This window comes from Panacibacter microcysteis, from assembly GCF_015831355.1.
Taxonomy (GTDB): Bacteria; Bacteroidota; Bacteroidia; order Chitinophagales; family Chitinophagaceae; genus Panacibacter; species Panacibacter microcysteis.
Map to the genome: position 1 here is coordinate 362860 of NZ_JADWYR010000001.1, position 17820 is coordinate 380679.

Annotated in this window: 10 protein-coding genes; 6 read left to right on the forward strand and 4 right to left on the reverse strand. The window is 42.2% G+C overall.

Translation table 11 applies throughout. The annotated features are described in order from the left end of the window. Nucleotides 1-135: 135 nt before the first annotated feature. The 3 genes from I5907_RS01515 to I5907_RS01525 form a co-directional block, all read right to left on the reverse strand. Entirely contained in the window at nt 136-3411 is a 3276-nt protein-coding gene (locus I5907_RS01515; RefSeq protein ID WP_196988983.1) for a VCBS repeat-containing protein, read from the reverse strand. Nucleotides 3412-3783: 372 nt separating this feature from the next. Beyond that, entirely contained in the window at nt 3784-5403 is a 1620-nt protein-coding gene (locus I5907_RS01520; protein WP_196988984.1) for a SusD/RagB family nutrient-binding outer membrane lipoprotein, read from the reverse strand. A 31-nt stretch (nt 5404-5434) separates the two neighbouring features. After that, nucleotides 5435-8533 carry a SusC/RagA family TonB-linked outer membrane protein gene (locus I5907_RS01525; RefSeq protein ID WP_196988985.1) on the reverse strand — a complete coding sequence of 1033 codons (3099 nt, stop codon included), beginning with the start codon at nt 8531-8533 and terminating at the stop codon, nt 5435-5437. Nucleotides 8534-8692: 159 nt separating this feature from the next. On the opposite strand from I5907_RS01525, the gene I5907_RS01530 reads away from it, so the two are divergent. Continuing rightward, entirely contained in the window at nt 8693-9922 is a 1230-nt protein-coding gene (locus tag I5907_RS01530) for an ROK family protein (RefSeq protein WP_196988986.1), read from the forward strand. 34 nt (nt 9923-9956) lie between these two features. After that, the gene (locus tag I5907_RS01535) at nt 9957-10826 is read left to right on the forward strand and encodes an AraC family transcriptional regulator (protein ID WP_196988987.1); all 870 of its coding nucleotides are present in this window, start codon (nt 9957-9959) and stop codon (nt 10824-10826) included. A gap of 177 nt (nt 10827-11003) precedes the next feature. On the opposite strand, the gene I5907_RS01540 is transcribed toward I5907_RS01535, so the two are convergent. Next, nucleotides 11004-12044, reverse strand: coding sequence for a tryptophan 2,3-dioxygenase (locus I5907_RS01540; RefSeq protein WP_196988988.1), 1041 nt, complete (start codon nt 12042-12044; stop codon nt 11004-11006). Between the two features lie 72 nt (nt 12045-12116). On the opposite strand from I5907_RS01540, the gene I5907_RS01545 reads away from it, so the two are divergent. From I5907_RS01545 to I5907_RS01560, 4 genes are all read left to right on the forward strand, one after another. Continuing rightward, nucleotides 12117-12860 carry a DUF2490 domain-containing protein gene (locus I5907_RS01545; protein ID WP_196988989.1) on the forward strand — a complete coding sequence of 248 codons (744 nt, stop codon included), beginning with the start codon at nt 12117-12119 and terminating at the stop codon, nt 12858-12860. A gap of 104 nt (nt 12861-12964) precedes the next feature. Further along, the gene (gene pyrH / locus I5907_RS01550) at nt 12965-13675 is read left to right on the forward strand and encodes a UMP kinase (protein WP_196988990.1); all 711 of its coding nucleotides are present in this window, start codon (nt 12965-12967) and stop codon (nt 13673-13675) included. Nucleotides 13676-14165: 490 nt separating this feature from the next. Then, nucleotides 14166-16382, forward strand: a complete 2217-nt coding sequence (gene purL, locus I5907_RS01555) for a phosphoribosylformylglycinamidine synthase subunit PurL (protein ID WP_196988991.1) — start codon at nt 14166-14168, stop codon at nt 16380-16382. A gap of 359 nt (nt 16383-16741) precedes the next feature. Then, nucleotides 16742-17788 carry an ADP-glyceromanno-heptose 6-epimerase gene (locus tag I5907_RS01560; protein WP_196988992.1) on the forward strand — a complete coding sequence of 349 codons (1047 nt, stop codon included), beginning with the start codon at nt 16742-16744 and terminating at the stop codon, nt 17786-17788. Nucleotides 17789-17820 lie beyond the last annotated feature (32 nt).

A 17820-nucleotide genomic window follows, 5' to 3' on the forward strand; every position in this document is an offset into this window, starting at 1 on the left:
CTGAACGTGTGGCAGCCTTCCTGCTGCTACACCATCTTCGCTACAATCTTCGCGGTTGGTCAATAAAGATTCAACAGTACAAGAGTGCGACGCAACAGGAGTTTCATGTTTATTCAAATGCCGGGTACCAAATAGTTAATTCATTGTATAAAACTGCATTGGACCATCTGCAACACCTATGCATAAAACTTTTGCGTTGTTTATGATGATGAACCCCGCAGATTTTACATCGCCTTTCACTGACAAACCGGAGACTGTTTGAGCGAGATACTTAAAAGTGCCTGCGCCGTCTCCTTTCAGAACACAACCAAAATTTGCATCCACAGCGCCGATCTTTAGACGGTTGTCTGAGCGGTTGCCCAGCAATAAAATATCTTCTTTGCCATCTTTGTCAAAATCTTCGGTAATTATTTTTGTAACCACAGAAAACTGCGCCTGCACCGGCAGCACTACTTTCCGGAATTTTCCATCGACATTCAGATAACAAACACTGTTGCATTCGGTAGCACTAAGCTTTCCGGCTTTTGCCATTTCATCCTGTGTAAAAATATTGTTCATGCCGGCCTCAGCATAATCTTTGTAAGAAGTAAATCTTTTGCGCATACTATAAATCTGTTCATTCAGTTCATCACGGCTTACAAAGGGGTAGCTTTTGCCCTGCACATAACAATTAAGAAAAGGGTCTATTGAACCATTGCCATCAAAATCTGCAAAAAATAATTCAGCGGGCTCTTTAGCAGAAAAATGTATTTGTGTATTGCGGCCCGTGTTGCCTGCAATTATATCAGGCTTACCATCTGCATTTACATCTGCCACATTTAATGAAAACCACAGGCCATTATCCGGCGAGGCAAAATAAGTGTTGGTGCTGTCAGCAAAACCGTTAGCGTTATTAATAAAAACACTTACGGGCATAAATTCGCCACACATTACAAGATCCTGCCTGCCATCATTATTCAGATCGTGCCATTGTGCATCGGTTATCATACCGATATCGCTGAAGGCAGTATTTACAATTGAAAAATTTCCTTTGCCATCATTGTTGAGCAGGAAGCTCAAAGGCGTCATAGGATAGCGGCCCGGAACAATGCGGCCGCCTACAAAAAGATCAATGTCTCCATCATTATCATAATCGCAGGCACGCACACAACTCTTTGAGCTGGCACTTACATCGGGCAAAGCGTTTGCTGCCAGCTTAAAGTTGCCTTTGCCGTCGTTGATATACAATTCGTCCTGCAATGCCGGTGTATTTGGCTGAAACAACGAAAAGCCGCCTTTGGCAATATAAAGGTCTGCAAACCCATCTGCGTTTACATCAGCAAAAGCAGCAGCACTTGTTGCATTAACGTTTTCATCGCCGATTGCAAGGTCTTTTACCGGCATAAAACTGCCATCTTTTTGTTGCAGGTAAACAGTTCCCGGCTTACTGCGATCGCCGCTGATGAACATATCTTCCATGCCGTCTTTGTTAACATCAGCAACAGCTGTAACGGGACCGGTTTTAGAATACATAAACATCATCAGCAACTGGCGCTTAAAATCATTCTCATCGAAAGATTCGTTGCGGTATGTAATAACGTCTTTGGCTTTACTAAACAATGTTTTTAAATCATTGGCTGCGTAGTTGGCCGGCAAAGTATTTTGATACGCAACAGGCATTAGCTGGTTGGCTTTAACATGCAGTAAAATTTGCGCTGTATTGTCGGGCCAGATTATTTTAACTGAATCAACATAATCCTGGTTTGCTAAACCAACATGTGCAGTAACCGGCATGCAGGACAGGTAGCCACGGTTGGGGTTTATCTCCAGATACTGCACGCCTGTATTGGTATATACGTAAAGTTTGGAGCCAACAGCGTTTTTATTGGCTCCCTTATAAGTAAGTTTTATCGTGAGGTAAGAAGTCTTTTTTTGCTCCTGCTGCATATTACGGTATATGGCCACATTGCTGTTAATATGGTTTACAACAAGATCTAAATCTCCGTCATTGTCCAGGTCTGCGTATACAGCGCCATTGGAGATCGCAGCATCGGTCATACCCCACTCATTTTTCATATTTGAGAAAGTAAGATCGTGATTGTTGCGAAAAATATAGTTGTTTAAAGCGGTTGAAGGCATGGCCGTAACGAGGTCCATCAGTTTGGTTGGCTCACGGTCCATTGCTTTTTTTACTTTGTAATCTCCCCAGTAGCGCAGAAAATCTTTGTTGGTATAATCTCTCAAATAACCATTTGTAATAAACAGGTCTTTGTACCCGTCGTTATCAAAATCGGCAAACAAAGGACTCCAGCTCCAGTCTGTATTGGAAACGCCTGACGCCTGTGCTATTTCGCTGAATGTGCCATCGCCATTGTTTAAATGAAGCATGTTGCGCATGTATTGCTTATACAATTCCTGCGATTGCATCAGTTGAAAAGACTCATAGTTTTCCTGTAGCTGCAGTAATTTCTGGCGGCGGTTATCTTCGGGCAGCATATCGAGGGTCATAATATCCGGCAGTGCATCGTTATTAAAATCTGCAATATCTACACCCATCGAAAATTGCGACAGGTGTGTAAGCAACTGCCGGGATGTTTCTTTGAATGTGCCATCGTGGTTATTGATGTAGAGATAATCCGGTTCATTATAATCATTGGTTACATAAACATCCTGCCAGCCATCTTTGTTAATATCTGCCACAGCTATGCCAAGGCCGAAGGTCAGCGGGTTGCGCCTTATGCCAGATTGGGCAGAAACATCGGTAAAATGATTATTGTTATTCTGGTACAGCTTATTTCCTGAAAGAGAATCTACATCGTTGCGGTAGCGCGCCAGTTCTATGTTGTCTATTTTCTTTGTGCTGTGGTTTAGCAGGAACATGTCGAGATCGCCATCGTTATCGTAGTCGAAAAAAGCGGCCTGTGTGCTATAGCTTCTATCGTCGAGGCCATATTGTTTTGCTTCTTCGCTGAATTTTGTGTTGCCTTTATTGATAAAAAGCTGGTTGCGCCTTACATCATCACTTACTTTGCCGGAATAACAAACATATATATCCATCAACCCATCTCCATTTACGTCAGCCATGGTGATACCGGTTTTCCATGCGTTGCTTCTTCCTTCTATACCGGCTTCTTTGCTGATATCTTTAAACTTCATTCCGCCAAGATTGAGGAAAAGTTTATTGGGCTTCATGTTGGCGGTAAAAAAAATATCTTCCAGCCCGTCGTTGTTAATATCTCCTACAGCAACGCCTGCACCGTTATAAAAATATTCATATGCCAGTACATTGAGGTTTTCGTTCTCACTTATTTCATTGATAAATTTTACATTGGTTTCTTTTGGCGGCAGCAGCTGAAAAAGAGGTTGTGCATTTGTATTGGTTACAATGCACAGGATGGCAGCAAGTAAACCCATATAATACAAACACTTCATGCGACAGAATTTAAAAGCACGTAAACAATTGTTATGGTGGTTGCAAGTTAGCAGATAAAACTTATTCTATTGTGCGGGGATCGCATCGCACTGCCCAATAAAGTTATACCGTACAAGTGAGTGACACAAGGGACGATGCCACCCGTTCCAATGCCCGTTCAATACCCGGTATTTTTTTTGGGGTTACCGGCTGCAGCAGGCGTGTCATCTTTGTTGCGTCGCACACTTCAGCGCTTTATTATGAATGAAACTGAAGCGATCCGGAGCAAGCCCGCTTATACAAATGCAGGTTGTGCTAAAAAGAAGAGACAAGGCTGAAAACAGCCCTGTCTCATGTCCATACTAAGGAAACACTGCTTGTGAAACTAAAAATTATTTATCCCACCATACACGTGATGTCCATTTATCGCCACCATCGAGGTTACCTACCGCAGCCTGGTAATTATCGCTATTTGTCGTAGACTCAGATGTTGGGTATATATGTCTTCTTGGAATTGTTGCGTTGGCAAACTGTCCTGGATAAGTTACTGGCGTTAACTCAGGATAGCCTGAGCGTCTCCAGTTTGTCCAAGCTTCCGTAAAGTTTAAAAATGAACCTTCAGATAACCATAATTGTGTATTGATCAGTTCAAGTTCTTTTCCTGCAGTTAATGTTTGAGATGAGGCATAAGCCGTAATGGCTGCTGCATCTATTGCACCTGCGGAAGCGCTAAAGGTAGAATAAGTACCTAGTGCTGCTGCAATACCCTGCTGGTAATAATCCTGCGCAGAAAGCGAACCTACATTCCATCCCCTGAATTTAGCTTCGGCCAATAATAATGAGGTTTCAGTATACGATAAGAAAAAGATAGGTCCGTTAAGATCGTAGTATAATGCTCTTCTTGGACGTGAATATTTACCAAGAATTTCTGCAACAGATGTACCTGCACCAACAGCGCCGGGATAATCTGGCTCAGTTGCTATATAGTAAGGACTGGTATTGTTTGTAACATAACCATTTGGTACACCAAACTGATCTGCAGGAGTGGTGTTTGAAACTGTTGGTGTTACCGCAATATCAACTGCAGCTGCAATATCTACCACTTCAGATATAACAGGCAACCTGGGGTCGCTGGTTGACTTTAGATAATTGATGAACTCTTTACCCCAGCGTATGTATTCGATATCTCCTGCCAGGGTTAGCACACGGGGATTTTCGCTACCATGCCCGGTTGCATTCTCGCCTTTGAGCAATGCGTTATCATCATTAGAGGTAAACACACCACCGGCATACGCTTTTTCAGCATATGACTGGGCTGTAGCTGCATCAACCTTTGTCAAACGCATTGCCATGCGCAGCATTAAGGAATAGCCAAACTTTTTCCATTTTGTAATATCCCCATGGTACATAAGGTCTGCTGTAGGGCCAGGTTCACCAGTATTAAAATTTGTAAGGGCTACATCAAGCTCAGACAACATAGACATATAAATGGTCTGTTGATTATCATAAGGCGGAAAAATAGTACCAAGTGATGTACCGTCAAAACCTTTTAATGCTTCTGTATACGGTATGTCGCCATACATATCGGTAATATACTGGAGCGATAATACCTTCATTACTGTGGCAGCGCTCACAAGATTTGTTTTAGCTGCATCATCTTTATGCTTCTGAATAATAGCATCTGCATAACCTGCAGCACGGTAACAGTCGTTCCATGCCCTGCTTGCATAGTCGTTGGTATTTGATGATTCAACATATTTGTCCATATTAGACAAATACCCAGTAGAAGGCGCACCTAATATTTGTGCCCATCCCGATTCGAAAATGAAACCGCTTTCGTAGCCAGTTATAGCACCCTTGTACTCGTTCTGGCTGCTTGCAAGAAAATATTCTGCATTGAACGTTGCAGGCGATTGCTGATTTGGATCAGTATTTATACTTCCAAAATCCTTGGTGCACCGTGAGCAAAGCAAGCTTATAGCTAATACACCAGTTAAAGTTTTTATACGCATGAATTGCATTTTTAAAATAAGATGATCAAAGTTAGAAAGTCACTTTCAGGTTGACACCGATTGAGCGTGCAGATGGAAGATTACGACCTTCAATTCCATAATAATTTATGCTTGAACCGAAAGACTCTTCAGGATCTATATTTTCCGCTTTCTTATACAATATGAACAGGTTTCTGGCAGTAAAAGAAAGCTGTGCGCCTTTGAACACTTTTGTTCTTTGTATAGTTTTTGCCGGGAAATTGTATGTTAACGCAACCTGGCGCAGTTTTACAAAATCTCCATCTTTCACATGCAGTGCAGTAATGCGGGATGCAAGAGCCGTATAATAAGACTGTGCAGACACGTTTGTGGTATTCTTTTCTCCGCTTTCGGTAACGCCATCTACGACTAAACCACCTTCACGACCAACAAGTGTTTCTTTTAGCAAACCAGCACTCATGGCAGATCTGCTGGTCATTGAGATAACTTTGTTACCAAAATTGTAATCAACTAGGAAGGAGAAACTGATATCCCTGGTTAATGTGAATTCGTTATTAAAACCACCATAGAAAGTAGGTAACACACTACCGAGTGGCGTAACAGTTGCAGCAGCTAAAGGAATGCCTGAGCCATCAACAACAATATTGCCGGCAGCGTCTCTTCGGTAGTCGTAACCCAGAATCTGCGGGCCACGTAAACCAACTACATAAGCAGTAATCAGGTTGCCAAGTGTTTCTCTCGCCTGGCCCAGGTTGATGTTGCTGTTATCTTCTGTAGTGCTGAGAATTTTGTTTTGTACTTTTGTAATATTAAGAGAGGGCTTCCATGAGAAGTTTCCTGACTTTACAACTGTACCGCTGATAAGAATTTCGATACCACTGTTTTTTGTAGAACCGGTGCTAACGTATCCACTTCCGTAACCGCTTGATCTGCTAATTGTTGCACCCATAATCTCATTCTTCGTTTTCTTTGTAAACCACGCAACATCGAGGTTTAATTTTCCTTTGAAGAAATGAAGCTCCGTACCAAGCTCTATTTCATTTACAACAAATGGTTTTAAAAGACCGTTTGGAAGAGAAAGGTCATAAGTACCCAAAGGAATTCCGTTATAATTGTTCGTTTGCAAAGAGTAATAAATCTGCGTTCTATAGGCTTCAGACAATTCATTACTTGTAGAAGCATAAGAAGCACGGAGCTTACCAAACTGAAGAATGCCCGGATTTTTTAGCAGTTCAGAGAAAATAAATCCACCTGTTACTGCAGGAACAAAAACTGTGTTATTGTTTACAGGTAAAGTAGAATATGCATCATAACGACCTGTAGTTCCTAAAGTAAGGAAATTGTTATAGGTAGCGTCTATGCTATAATAAGCAGAATGAACTTCTGTAGCCCAGTTATCGTATTCAGAAAACTTATTGTATAGATTGTTATAGCTATAAAAATCTTTCTGTATAAACGGACCACCGTACAGATGGCTCATTGAGTATTGGTTTTTCCTGAGGTTTGCACCAACGAGTGCATTTACTTCAATACTGTTAAACTTCTTGCTCGCACCAACAATGCCATCCACATTTAGCTCAAACCTTTCTGATTTATCAAGATTTTGCAGATAACCGCTGGCGAAAACATTGTTTACAGTGGTGTTCCTGTAAGCTGTACCCCAAGGCTCTATTTTGAAAGCATTATCGTGAATAAGGTCATATCCTACCCTTGCCTGTGCATACAACCAATCAGTAAAATTATATTTCAATGCAACTGATGAGATCATTCTTTTCCGTCCGATATTGTTCTGGCTTTTATTTACCACGAACCATGGATTTTGGGAATAGATTCCACCCACAACAGTTTCAAGACCGGTTGTCAGGTCGTAACCGGGTGCCAGTGTTGCCTGGTCAATATTTGGCGCAAGAAACCTTACATTATTTACGTTCATCGGGGCATCACTTAATGCAGCGATGTTTTCGCTTTCCTGGTTGATGAAGTTAATATATGCCTGTACTGATAGCTTTTCTGTAATGTTCTGATCTGCATTCAGGCTGATACTGTAACGTTTTAAACCGCTGTTTCTAACAATACCTGTATTGTTTAAGTAAGTTAATCCAATACGGAATGAACCGGTTTCAGAGCTTTTTGATAGTGCTATAGAATTTGTCAGAGAGTTGCCAGTCTGGTAAAAGTTCTGAATGTTATCTTTTACTGCGCTGTAAGTGTAGTTTTTGCCATCGTATCCGAGGATTTGGCTACCATCCAACTTAGGACCCCACGCAGAATACGCCGTGTTGATCGCATCAGTTTGGGTTGCAGGCTTTGCCCCCTGATCGCCCTGACCATATACATACTGAAAATCGGTAAGGTTCATTGCCATGTCGGCCATGTAATTAAGGTTATACTCAACAGAAAAGTCTTTTCTGCCTTTTTTACCACCTTTTGTAGTGATCATAATAACACCATTTGTAGCTCTTGAACCGTATAAAGCTGATGCAGCCTGGCCTTTTAAAACAGTGATTGATTCTACATCATCAGGGTTGATGTTATTAATACCATCTCCATTATCAGAACCGCCCCACTCACCAGCACTACCTCGCTGACTATTGTCCATAGGTATGCCGTTGATTACGAACAGCGGAGAACCTGACCCTGTCATACTTGGTAAACCTCTTAAAAGGAGTTTGGAAGTACCACCCGGTCCACTGTTAGTACCTCTTACACTAAGACCAGCTACCTGGCCGCCTAATGAATTGGCAATATTTGTCTCCCTGGCTTTGTTCATAGCGTCTCCGCTAACTGAAGTAACTGCGTAACCTAGTTTACGGGCCTGCTTTGATACCCCAAGCGCTGTAACAACAACTGTATTTAATTCATTTTGAGATTCAGACAAAGTAACATTTATTGTACTTTGTCCATCGATTGCAATTTCACGCTGGGCATAACCCACGCCGGAAAATACGAGTGTTCCATTTGATGGAGCAGAAAGATTGAAGGATCCATCCGCTTTGGTAATTGTTCCTTTGCTGGAACCTTTCACCAAAACATTAATACCTTCAATGCCGGAACCAGCACTGTTTGACACTTTGCCGGTAACCGCAACATTCTGGGCCGTAGAGACAAGTGTGGCCGCGATGAATGCAAAAAGAAGGAGCAGTTTTTTCATCGTTTCTTAGCAGTTTAATTTAAAGAAATGGTTTTTGTTAAAAGATTTTAAACAAATCTTTATCAAAATAAAATATTTTTACAATCAGTAATGTATTTAGTAAAATAATTGCTAATTAATTCCCATTATTAGAATATTTTTAACCATCCTTCTTAATCAATGAATTATTCAGTTTTTGGACACCTTAGCGGTGCCGAATTATCAGGAGTTGCTTTTAAAGAGCATTTGCATAAGAAGAAAATCATTGCGCAGTTAAGCATGCAGAAGGAATCTACTATCTCCGAACTGGCAGATCTTTTAAATATAAGCGTACCCAAAGCAAATGATGTAACAATGAGCCTGGTAGACGAAGGTCTTGTAAAAGAAGCCGGCCATAAAACAGAAGGTGTCGGGCGCAAAGCAACGATCTATACCCTTAATCAACATAGCTGTTACTTTTTGGGGGTGGAAATCAAGAAGTATAGCCTTAACCTTGCCCTGATGGGTTTCGATAAAAGTATTGCAGAGTCCAGACTGAATATTCCATTCCCGTTTAGCACGCCACATGATTCGCTTGATGCCATCGTAAAAACGATTACTGATTTTTTGGAACACTCTTTAATTCCAAAAGAAAAGATAGTAGGAATGGGGTTAAGTGTTGCCGGCCGTATAAATGTAAAAAACGGCGAAATACTAACGATTTACCATTTTGAAGATGCACCGGTAAAAAAAATACTGGAAGATGCAACAGGTTTACCGGTCTATATAGATAACGACAGCCGTACCATTGCCTATGGCGAATATTATTTTGGCCGAAAAAAATACCCTGAAAATGTAATTGTCATTAACCTGGACTATGGCCTTGGCACAGGAATTTTTGTTGAAGGCAAGCCTTTATACGGGGCGTCTGGCTATGCAGGTGAACTGGGTCATATACCTTTATTCAACAACGAAAAGATTTGCCTTTGCGGCAAAAAAGGCTGTATGCAAACAGAAGCTTCCGGTATGGCACTCATTGAACTGATAACCGGTAAAATGCAGGAGGGCAGTAACAGCCGCCTTAAACATATTCTGCAAAAAAAGGGCTTTATTGAACTGGAGGATGTAGTGGAAGCCGTGCATCTTGGCGACAACCTGGCAATTGAAGGTGTAACGCGTATCGGTACTAATCTGGGTAAAGGTCTTGCCGTAGCCATCAATCTTTTTAACCCAAATGTTATAGTTATTGGCGGGAAATTGTCTGCATTGGGAGACTCTTTACTTTTACCTGTAATTCAATCATCAATTTTTCAATATTCTCTAAGTCTTGTAAATACGGATACAGAGATCATTGTTTCCAGGATAAATGAAAAAGCCGGCCTGCTGGGTTGTTGCCTGCTCGTAAGGGACAAAACGCTTGGCCTTGTGTAATTGCATTTAAAACCAAATTTATTCTATTGCAAACATGAAAGCACTCCAAACCGAAATTTCCAGCCTGCTGCATAGTTATATTGGTGTTATTGAAAGAAACGAGCCTTATTTTAAATCACCCTTTCACTATCACCCGGAGTATGAACTGGTTTATGTAAAAGAAAGTACAGGTAAGCGCATTATTGGCGATAAACTCGATACATTTTCTGGTGGCGATATGGTATTTATTGGCGCAAACCTGCCCCACGTATGGCTAAATGATGAGATCTACCACAAAGAACAGTCTACACTCCAGGCACGGTCGATTGTTCTTTACTTTAATAAAGAATTGTTCTCTAAAAATTTTTACGAACTGCGTGAAAGTGCTAAAATTACAGACCTTTTCAACCGTGCATCAAGAGGCATAAAAATAAACGGCAATACACAAAAACAAATTGCCGAGAAAATGGAAGAGATTACGAGGTTGTATGACTTTGACAGGATCATATGCCTGATGCAATTACTGAATATACTGGCCACTTCAAAAGATATAGAATATATTACCAACGAAGGTTATACCGGCACAACACTGCAAACCAAGCCAGACAGGCTTTCTGATGTGTACAAGTATATTACCACCAATTATTTCAACGATATATCGCTGGAAGAAATATCTAAGATTGCCAACCTCTCTCCTACCGCGTTTTGCAGGTTATTTAAACAAAGAACCAACAGGCATTTCGTGGAGTACCTGAATGAGGTTCGCATTTCCAATGCCTGTAAATTTTTACTGGAAACAAACCTGAATATTTCAGAGATCGCTTTTCAATGCGGGTATAAGACATTGTCGAATTTTAATAAGATCTTCAAAAAAACAACCGCACTCTCGCCTAAAGAATACAGGCAGAAAGCAGAAATGATTTAAGAACAGGCAAAGAAGCAATAGGCAGGGAGGCAACAAGGCACTAAAGCATTAAAATAATGAAGCTAAGCTGTTAAGGCCGGAATTTACTTTAATTGCCCAATATTGCTTCAACAGTACAAGAGTGCGACGCAACAGCAGCTTAATGCTTTTACTGCTGCCTGGTACATAATCTCTCTTTTACGCATTAAAACTTAAATGATGTATCAGTGAATCCGGAAGCACGGGCAGCCTGCTTCTTTCAATTAAAAAGCTTGTTAGCTGCGCTATCTCTTTGAATATGTAATGCTTATCCAGCGCGGCTTTCAGGTAATCTTTACCTGTACTTCCGCCCGTTCCTATACGGGTACCGATCATGCGGTGTACCATATTCATGTGCCTGTACCGCCAGGTGCTCATTTGTTCATCTATTTCCAGCAGGTTATTCAGCAGCTCAAACGGTAAATGCAGTATTGGATAGCCGCGGTATAACATAATAAACAACGCAGCTCTTTTTGCTGTTGCGGTAAGCTGGCCATCGTGTTTACCTTCAATAAAAATTTCGTTGAAGATCGTTAGATTGTTACGCTCTGCCTCTGCAAGGCTGTTTGCATAACGGCTTCTGTAGGTGCTCCAGTAAGGGTGTATGTGTACATCCCTGGCCTCGGTTTCAAAGTCTTCCCAGTTGGATGTGTTATTGAAGTACGGCATTCGCTCAAGCCACTTATTCACTACATACAGCAAAGACTTTTCGTGCTCTGCATGTTTGATGGTTGCTACTTCGGGTTGCTTTAGCTGGGAGGTGTAATATTCTTTCCCGTGTCTTTCTTCAAACTGCAGGCCCAGCCTTGCTTCCAGCGTTTTAAACTGCCAGCTCTGAAAGCCGGATGCGGGGCGCAGCATATCCCTGAACTCGAGGAAATCCATGGGTGTCATGGTTTCCATAACATCTATCTGGTGTACCAGCACTTTAAGAATTGTTATTACGCGGTTTAACCTGTGTACCACTGTTTGCAGTTGCGGCGTATTGTCATTGATGTTTTCCTGGCTCATTATATCAACGGCACTGTTTACCTCAAACAGGATTTGCTTAAACCATAATTCGTACGCCTGGTGAATTACAATAAACAACATTTCATCGTGTGCCGGCTTATTGCCGTCTTTAAAGCTCTCGGGGTGCTGGCTGTTTAATATGTGCTGTAGCTGAAGGTAATCCTGGTAATAGACATTTGTACTTTTCATACATTACAATTCTGCCCGCAAAGAAAATGTATTGTTACCGATTGTTAGTACACGGCGCCTAAATTTGCAGCCATGAGAAAAACACTTGCCGCATTATTACTGGCTCTGCCTTTATTTTCTGTTGCGCAAAACCGCATTAGCGAACACAATACCATTGGCTGGTACGCATTGTTTGTAACACCTAAAATATCTGATAAAGTAAGCGCACATATAGAATACCAGTGGCGGCGCACCAATATTATAGAAGGCTGGCAACAATCTTTACCACGTGTTGGCATAAATTATAAAGTAAACAGCCATGTAACCGTACATGTTGGCTATGCCTTTATTCATACATTCCCTTACGGCACCTATTCACTGGCATCTGTACCCAAAACTTTTCCTGAGCACCGCATGTATGAGCAGGTAACCGTTACAACACCGGTAGGTAAAACAACGCTGGCACATCGTTTACGGCTTGAGCAAAGGTGGCTGGGCCGTTTCAACAGTATAGAAAGTGCAAAACCTGATACATGGATCTATTTAAACAGGCTGCGTTACATGCCCAGGCTGGATGTACCGCTGGATAAACATTGGTATGTGGCAGGCTACGATGAAATATTTATGGGCTTTGGCAAAAATGTAGGCGAAAATATTTTTGACCAGAACCGTGTGGCATTATTAGCGGGCTACAGGTTTAATCCAACTTTTCGCATAGAGGCAGGATACCTGAACCAGATTGTACAACTGGGCCGCGAAATTGATAACAAAAATGTATTTCAGCACAACAATGGTATTGTACTTAATACTTATATCAATATTGCAAAGCGCAAATAACACGCGAAAGTGATTCTGTATACACATTTTAAATGGTAATTCACATTTGCCATTTGATAATTTTTTACAGTTATTTGCAAACAATTTATATCAATACATATTCTATGCTTCCAAAATACAAACGTGTCCTCTTAAAGTTATCCGGCGAGAGTCTTAGTTCAGCACATGCAGATCCGTTCGATGCAAAAATTATTGAGCAGTATGTAACTGATATAAAAGCTATAACCGAATTGGGTGTACAGGTGGCGCTTGTAATTGGCGGCGGCAATATTTACCGTGGTCTCAACGAGCACGAAACCGGCATTGAACGTGCACATGGCGATTACATGGGTATGCTTGCCACAATGATCAACGGTATGGCATTACAGGCCATGCTGGAAAAAGTGGGCGTTAAAACACGCCTGCAAAGCGCTATTAAAATGGAACAGGTTGCAGAACCATACATACGCCGCCGCGCCATGAGACATCTTGAAAAAGGCCGTGTAGTTATTTTTGGCGCAGGCACCGGTAACCCCTATTTCACCACAGATACTGCCGGTTCGCTCCGCGCAATAGAAATAAAAGCAGACGTTATTCTTAAAGGCACCCGTGTTGATGGTATCTATACAGCAGACCCTGAGAAAGACCCTACTGCAACCAAATACGATACCATTACATACCATGAGTGCCTTACTAAAAACCTGAAAGTAATGGACATGACGGCCTTTACCTTGTGTATGGAAAATAAATTACCGATCATTGTTTTCGATATGAACAAACCGGGCAACCTAATGAATGTTATTGAAGGCAAGCACGTTGGTACACTGGTTAGTTAATTTTTGGAGCCGGGCAGCAGAATAAGCATTAAGCATCCGTTGCGTCGCACACTTGTGCGGTTGGATTGGTAATTGAGCAATGATTTAATTAAGTTCAAATTCAATTGCACGCTTTATTATATTACCTGCTTTATCAATTTGATAAATTGACACTTTTTTTGAAAGATCATAATAAGATCTGACACTGTTTCTTACCAGGTAAATTGCCGATCGCAGCGACGAATAAACCTCTGTATTTTTTTTAGAAAGGTTCATTTTAGGGATTTCGCCAATTTTAAAGAAATCAATACTAACTTTTAAATACCCACATATTTCCCGCTTTTCTGCCTTCCCCCACTTCCTTACCTTTGCGGCGTAAAAACCTGGCCGCTATCGCTCAATTCTTTTACTACAGATGAACGGATTGCGACGCAACAGGCGATGCCACTGGTGCTAAAGCTGGTATCTCACAATAAACTTCAAACTATAAACTACAAACCATAAACGGAAAATGGAAGTTACCGTTAAAACCGCCGAAGAATTACGACTTACAGCCGACGAGTTTGAACTGATCAAACAAAAACTGGGGCGTACGCCAAACTTTACTGAGCTGTGTACGTTCAGCGCCATGTGGAGCGAGCATTGCAGCTACAAAAATTCTATTAAGTGGCTTAAAACCTTACCCCGCGATGGTGGCCGTATGCTGGTAGCTGCAGGCGAAGAAAACGCCGGGCTAATGGATATGGGTAACGGCTGGGGTGTTGTGTTTAAAATTGAAAGCCATAACCACCCGAGTGCTATTGAACCATTCCAGGGTGCGGCAACCGGTGTGGGCGGTATTCAGCGCGACATCTTTACGATGGGTGCCAGGCCAATCGCATCGCTCAACAGCCTGCGCTTTGGCAACATACAAGATAAAAAAACACAACGCCTGATGAGCGGCGTTGTGAAAGGTATTGGCCACTACGGCAACTGTTTTGGTGTACCTACCGTAGGTGGCGAAGTATATTTTGAAGAATGCTACCATACCAATCCACTGGTCAACGCCATGAGCGTTGGTATTGTACGCGTTGATAAAACAATCAGCGCTACTGCAGCAGGCCTGGGCAACCCGGTTTTCTTCGTGGGCAGTGCTACCGGTAAAGATGGCATTGGCGGCGCCTCTTTTGCATCTGCAAATATTACAGAAGAAAGTACAGAAGAGTTACCGGCCGTACAGGTTGGCGACCCTTTCCAGGAAAAGAAATTATTGGAAGCTTGTCTTGAAGTGATTGATACCGGTGCAGTAGTTGGCATGCAGGATATGGGCGCCGCAGGCATCATTTGCTCTACCGCTGAAATGAGTGCAAAGGGCAATGTTGGTATGCGTATAGATCTTGATAAAGTACCTACACGACAAAAAAATATGAAAGCATGGGAACTGCTGCTGAGCGAAAGCCAGGAACGCATGCTGATAGTAGTAGAGAAAGGTAAAGAAGAAGCTCTACTGAAAGTGTTTGATAAATGGGATCTCCCCTGCAGCCAGATCGGAGAAGTAACCGATGACGGTTTACTCAACTTTTATATGCACGGCAAACTCGAAGCATCTATACCAGCCTATGAACTTGTATTGGGCGGCGGTGCACCCCAGTACACCCGTGAATACAAAGAGCCTGCATATCTTGCACAGGTAGCAGATTTCAACATAGATAGTATAACGGATATTGAAAGCAATGCAGCGTTAAAAGAGATAGCGGAGCAACTGGTACAAATTCCAAACATTGCCAGTAAGCGCTGGATAACGGTACAGTACGACAGTATGGTGGGCAGTGCTAATACCAGTACCAATGCACCAAGCGATGCAGCCATCGTGCTTGCAAAAGGTACAGGCAAGGCGTTGGCCGTTACAACAGACTGCAACAGCCGTTATGTATTTGCAGATCCTTATAAAGGTGGTATGATCGCTGTTGCAGAAGCTGCACGTAATATCGTGTGCAGCGGTGGCGAGCCTATTGGTGTTACCAACTGCCTCAACTTTGGCAACCCCTATAACCCCGAGGTATATTACCAGTTTGTAAAGGCTGTAACGGGTATGGGCGATGCCTGTAAAAAATTCAACACACCGGTAACCGGTGGCAATGTAAGTTTTTACAACCAACACCCGGAAGGCGCTGTTTACCCTACACCAACCATTGGCATGGTGGGTATCCTGGATAATTTTGACAACCGCATGACGCTTGATTTCAAACAGGCCGGCGATACAATTATCCTCGTAGGCGAGCAGCACAATTGCATCGGTTCTTCTGAATACCTGCACAAACTAAAACGCGTGGAATATTCACCTGCGCCATATTTTGAGCTGGATGAAGAGTTCGCTGTGCAGAAATTTGTTGCGTCACTGATTCATGAAAAAATCATCAGCAGCGCACACGACATCAGTGAAGGTGGTCTTGCCATAACACTACTTGAAAAAGGCTTCAACCGCAATCTTGGTTTTGAGGTAAATGCTGATACCGACCTGCGCAAAGATGCTTACTGGTTTGGCGAAGCGCAAAGCCGTGTGGTGATCAGTTGTACAAAACAACAGGCAGAAAGCATTAAACAAAAAGCAGCCGCTGCCAATATTCCTGTTACAACACTCGGCTCAGTTACAAGCGGCGAAATAAAAGTAAACAGCGAAAACTGGGGCAACATTGGCGATTGGAAAAACAAATACGATACAGCTATAGAAAAAATACTCGTTAATTAGTTTTTGAGCCAGGCTATGGAATAGGTATTGAGCACCGGTTGCGTCGCACTCTTGTACGGCAAACCTTTATTCAGCACTGCGGGTGTTACATACGCCAGGTTTACAGCCTGGTTATCTGCCAGACTACATTAATGGTTATAAAAAAATGCAAGCCACCTGTTATGTAAAATTTCTCCGCGAAATTTTTAACACTAATAACAGGTGGCTTTTTTAATAGCCCAATACGAAGACAGCAGGCTGTGCATAAAAAATTCAAAGTATATTGCCGTGAACAGCAGACGATCGCATCCTGAGCGGTATACTATCGTTGGCAGTTTTATTTATATCCTGTTAAATCGGCGTAGTTTAAACATTACAGTATGAGCAAACAGCAAGGTTATATAATAGTTACAGGTGCTGCAGGATTTATAGGCAGTTGCATGGTACAATACCTCAATGAAAAAGGTTTCAACAACCTTATAATTGCAGATGATTTTGGCGTGGAAGAAAAGCGCAGAAACTGGGAGCACAAAAGCTACGCACACGTGGTTGAGCGCTACAATCTTTTTGACTGGTTGATCATGCACGAGCCTTATGTAGACGTAGTGATTCATCTTGGCGCCCGTACGGACACAACAGAATTTGATTATGCCATTCACCAGGAACTGAATGTTGAATACTCGGAAAAAATATGGCAATATTGTGTTGATCAAAATATACCACTGATCTACGCATCTTCTGCTGCAACCTATGGTGCCGGGGAGCATGGTTATAACGATGACCACAATGTGGTTGATAGCTTACAACCCCTGAACCCATACGGCGTAAGTAAAAATGAGTTCGATAAGTGGGCGCTGAAGCAGGTTGTTACGCCGCCATCATGGGCGGGTCTTAAGTTCTTCAATGTGTATGGACCAAACGAGTACCACAAGGCAAGAATGGCCAGTGTTATATTTCATTCTTTCAACCAGATACAACAAAACGGTGAGGTAAAATTATTCAGAAGTCACCGCCCTGATTTTAAAGATGGTGAACAACTGAGAGATTTTGTGTACGTAAAAGACGTGGTGAAAGTCATCTACTGGATGATGGAAAAAATGCAGCCATCGCTCGCCTCCCGGCAATCTGCAAACACAGGTTCATCAGCTACGCAACACGCATCATTTATAAATGGCCTGTACAATCTTGGCACCGGAACGGCACGCAGCTTTTATGACCTTGCCGCAGCAACTTTCCGCGGTGTGGACAAAGAGCCGAATATCACATTTATAGACATGCCTGCTGACATACGGGATAAATACCAGTATTTCACAGAAGCAAACATGCAAAAACTCCGCAATGCGGGTTATACAGATATATTTTATGCCCTGGAAGATGGTTTAGATGACTATGTGCGCAATTACCTGGCTGCCGGAAAGATTTGGTAAGTCTTATAGTCAAAGGAGCGGTTTAAATATGA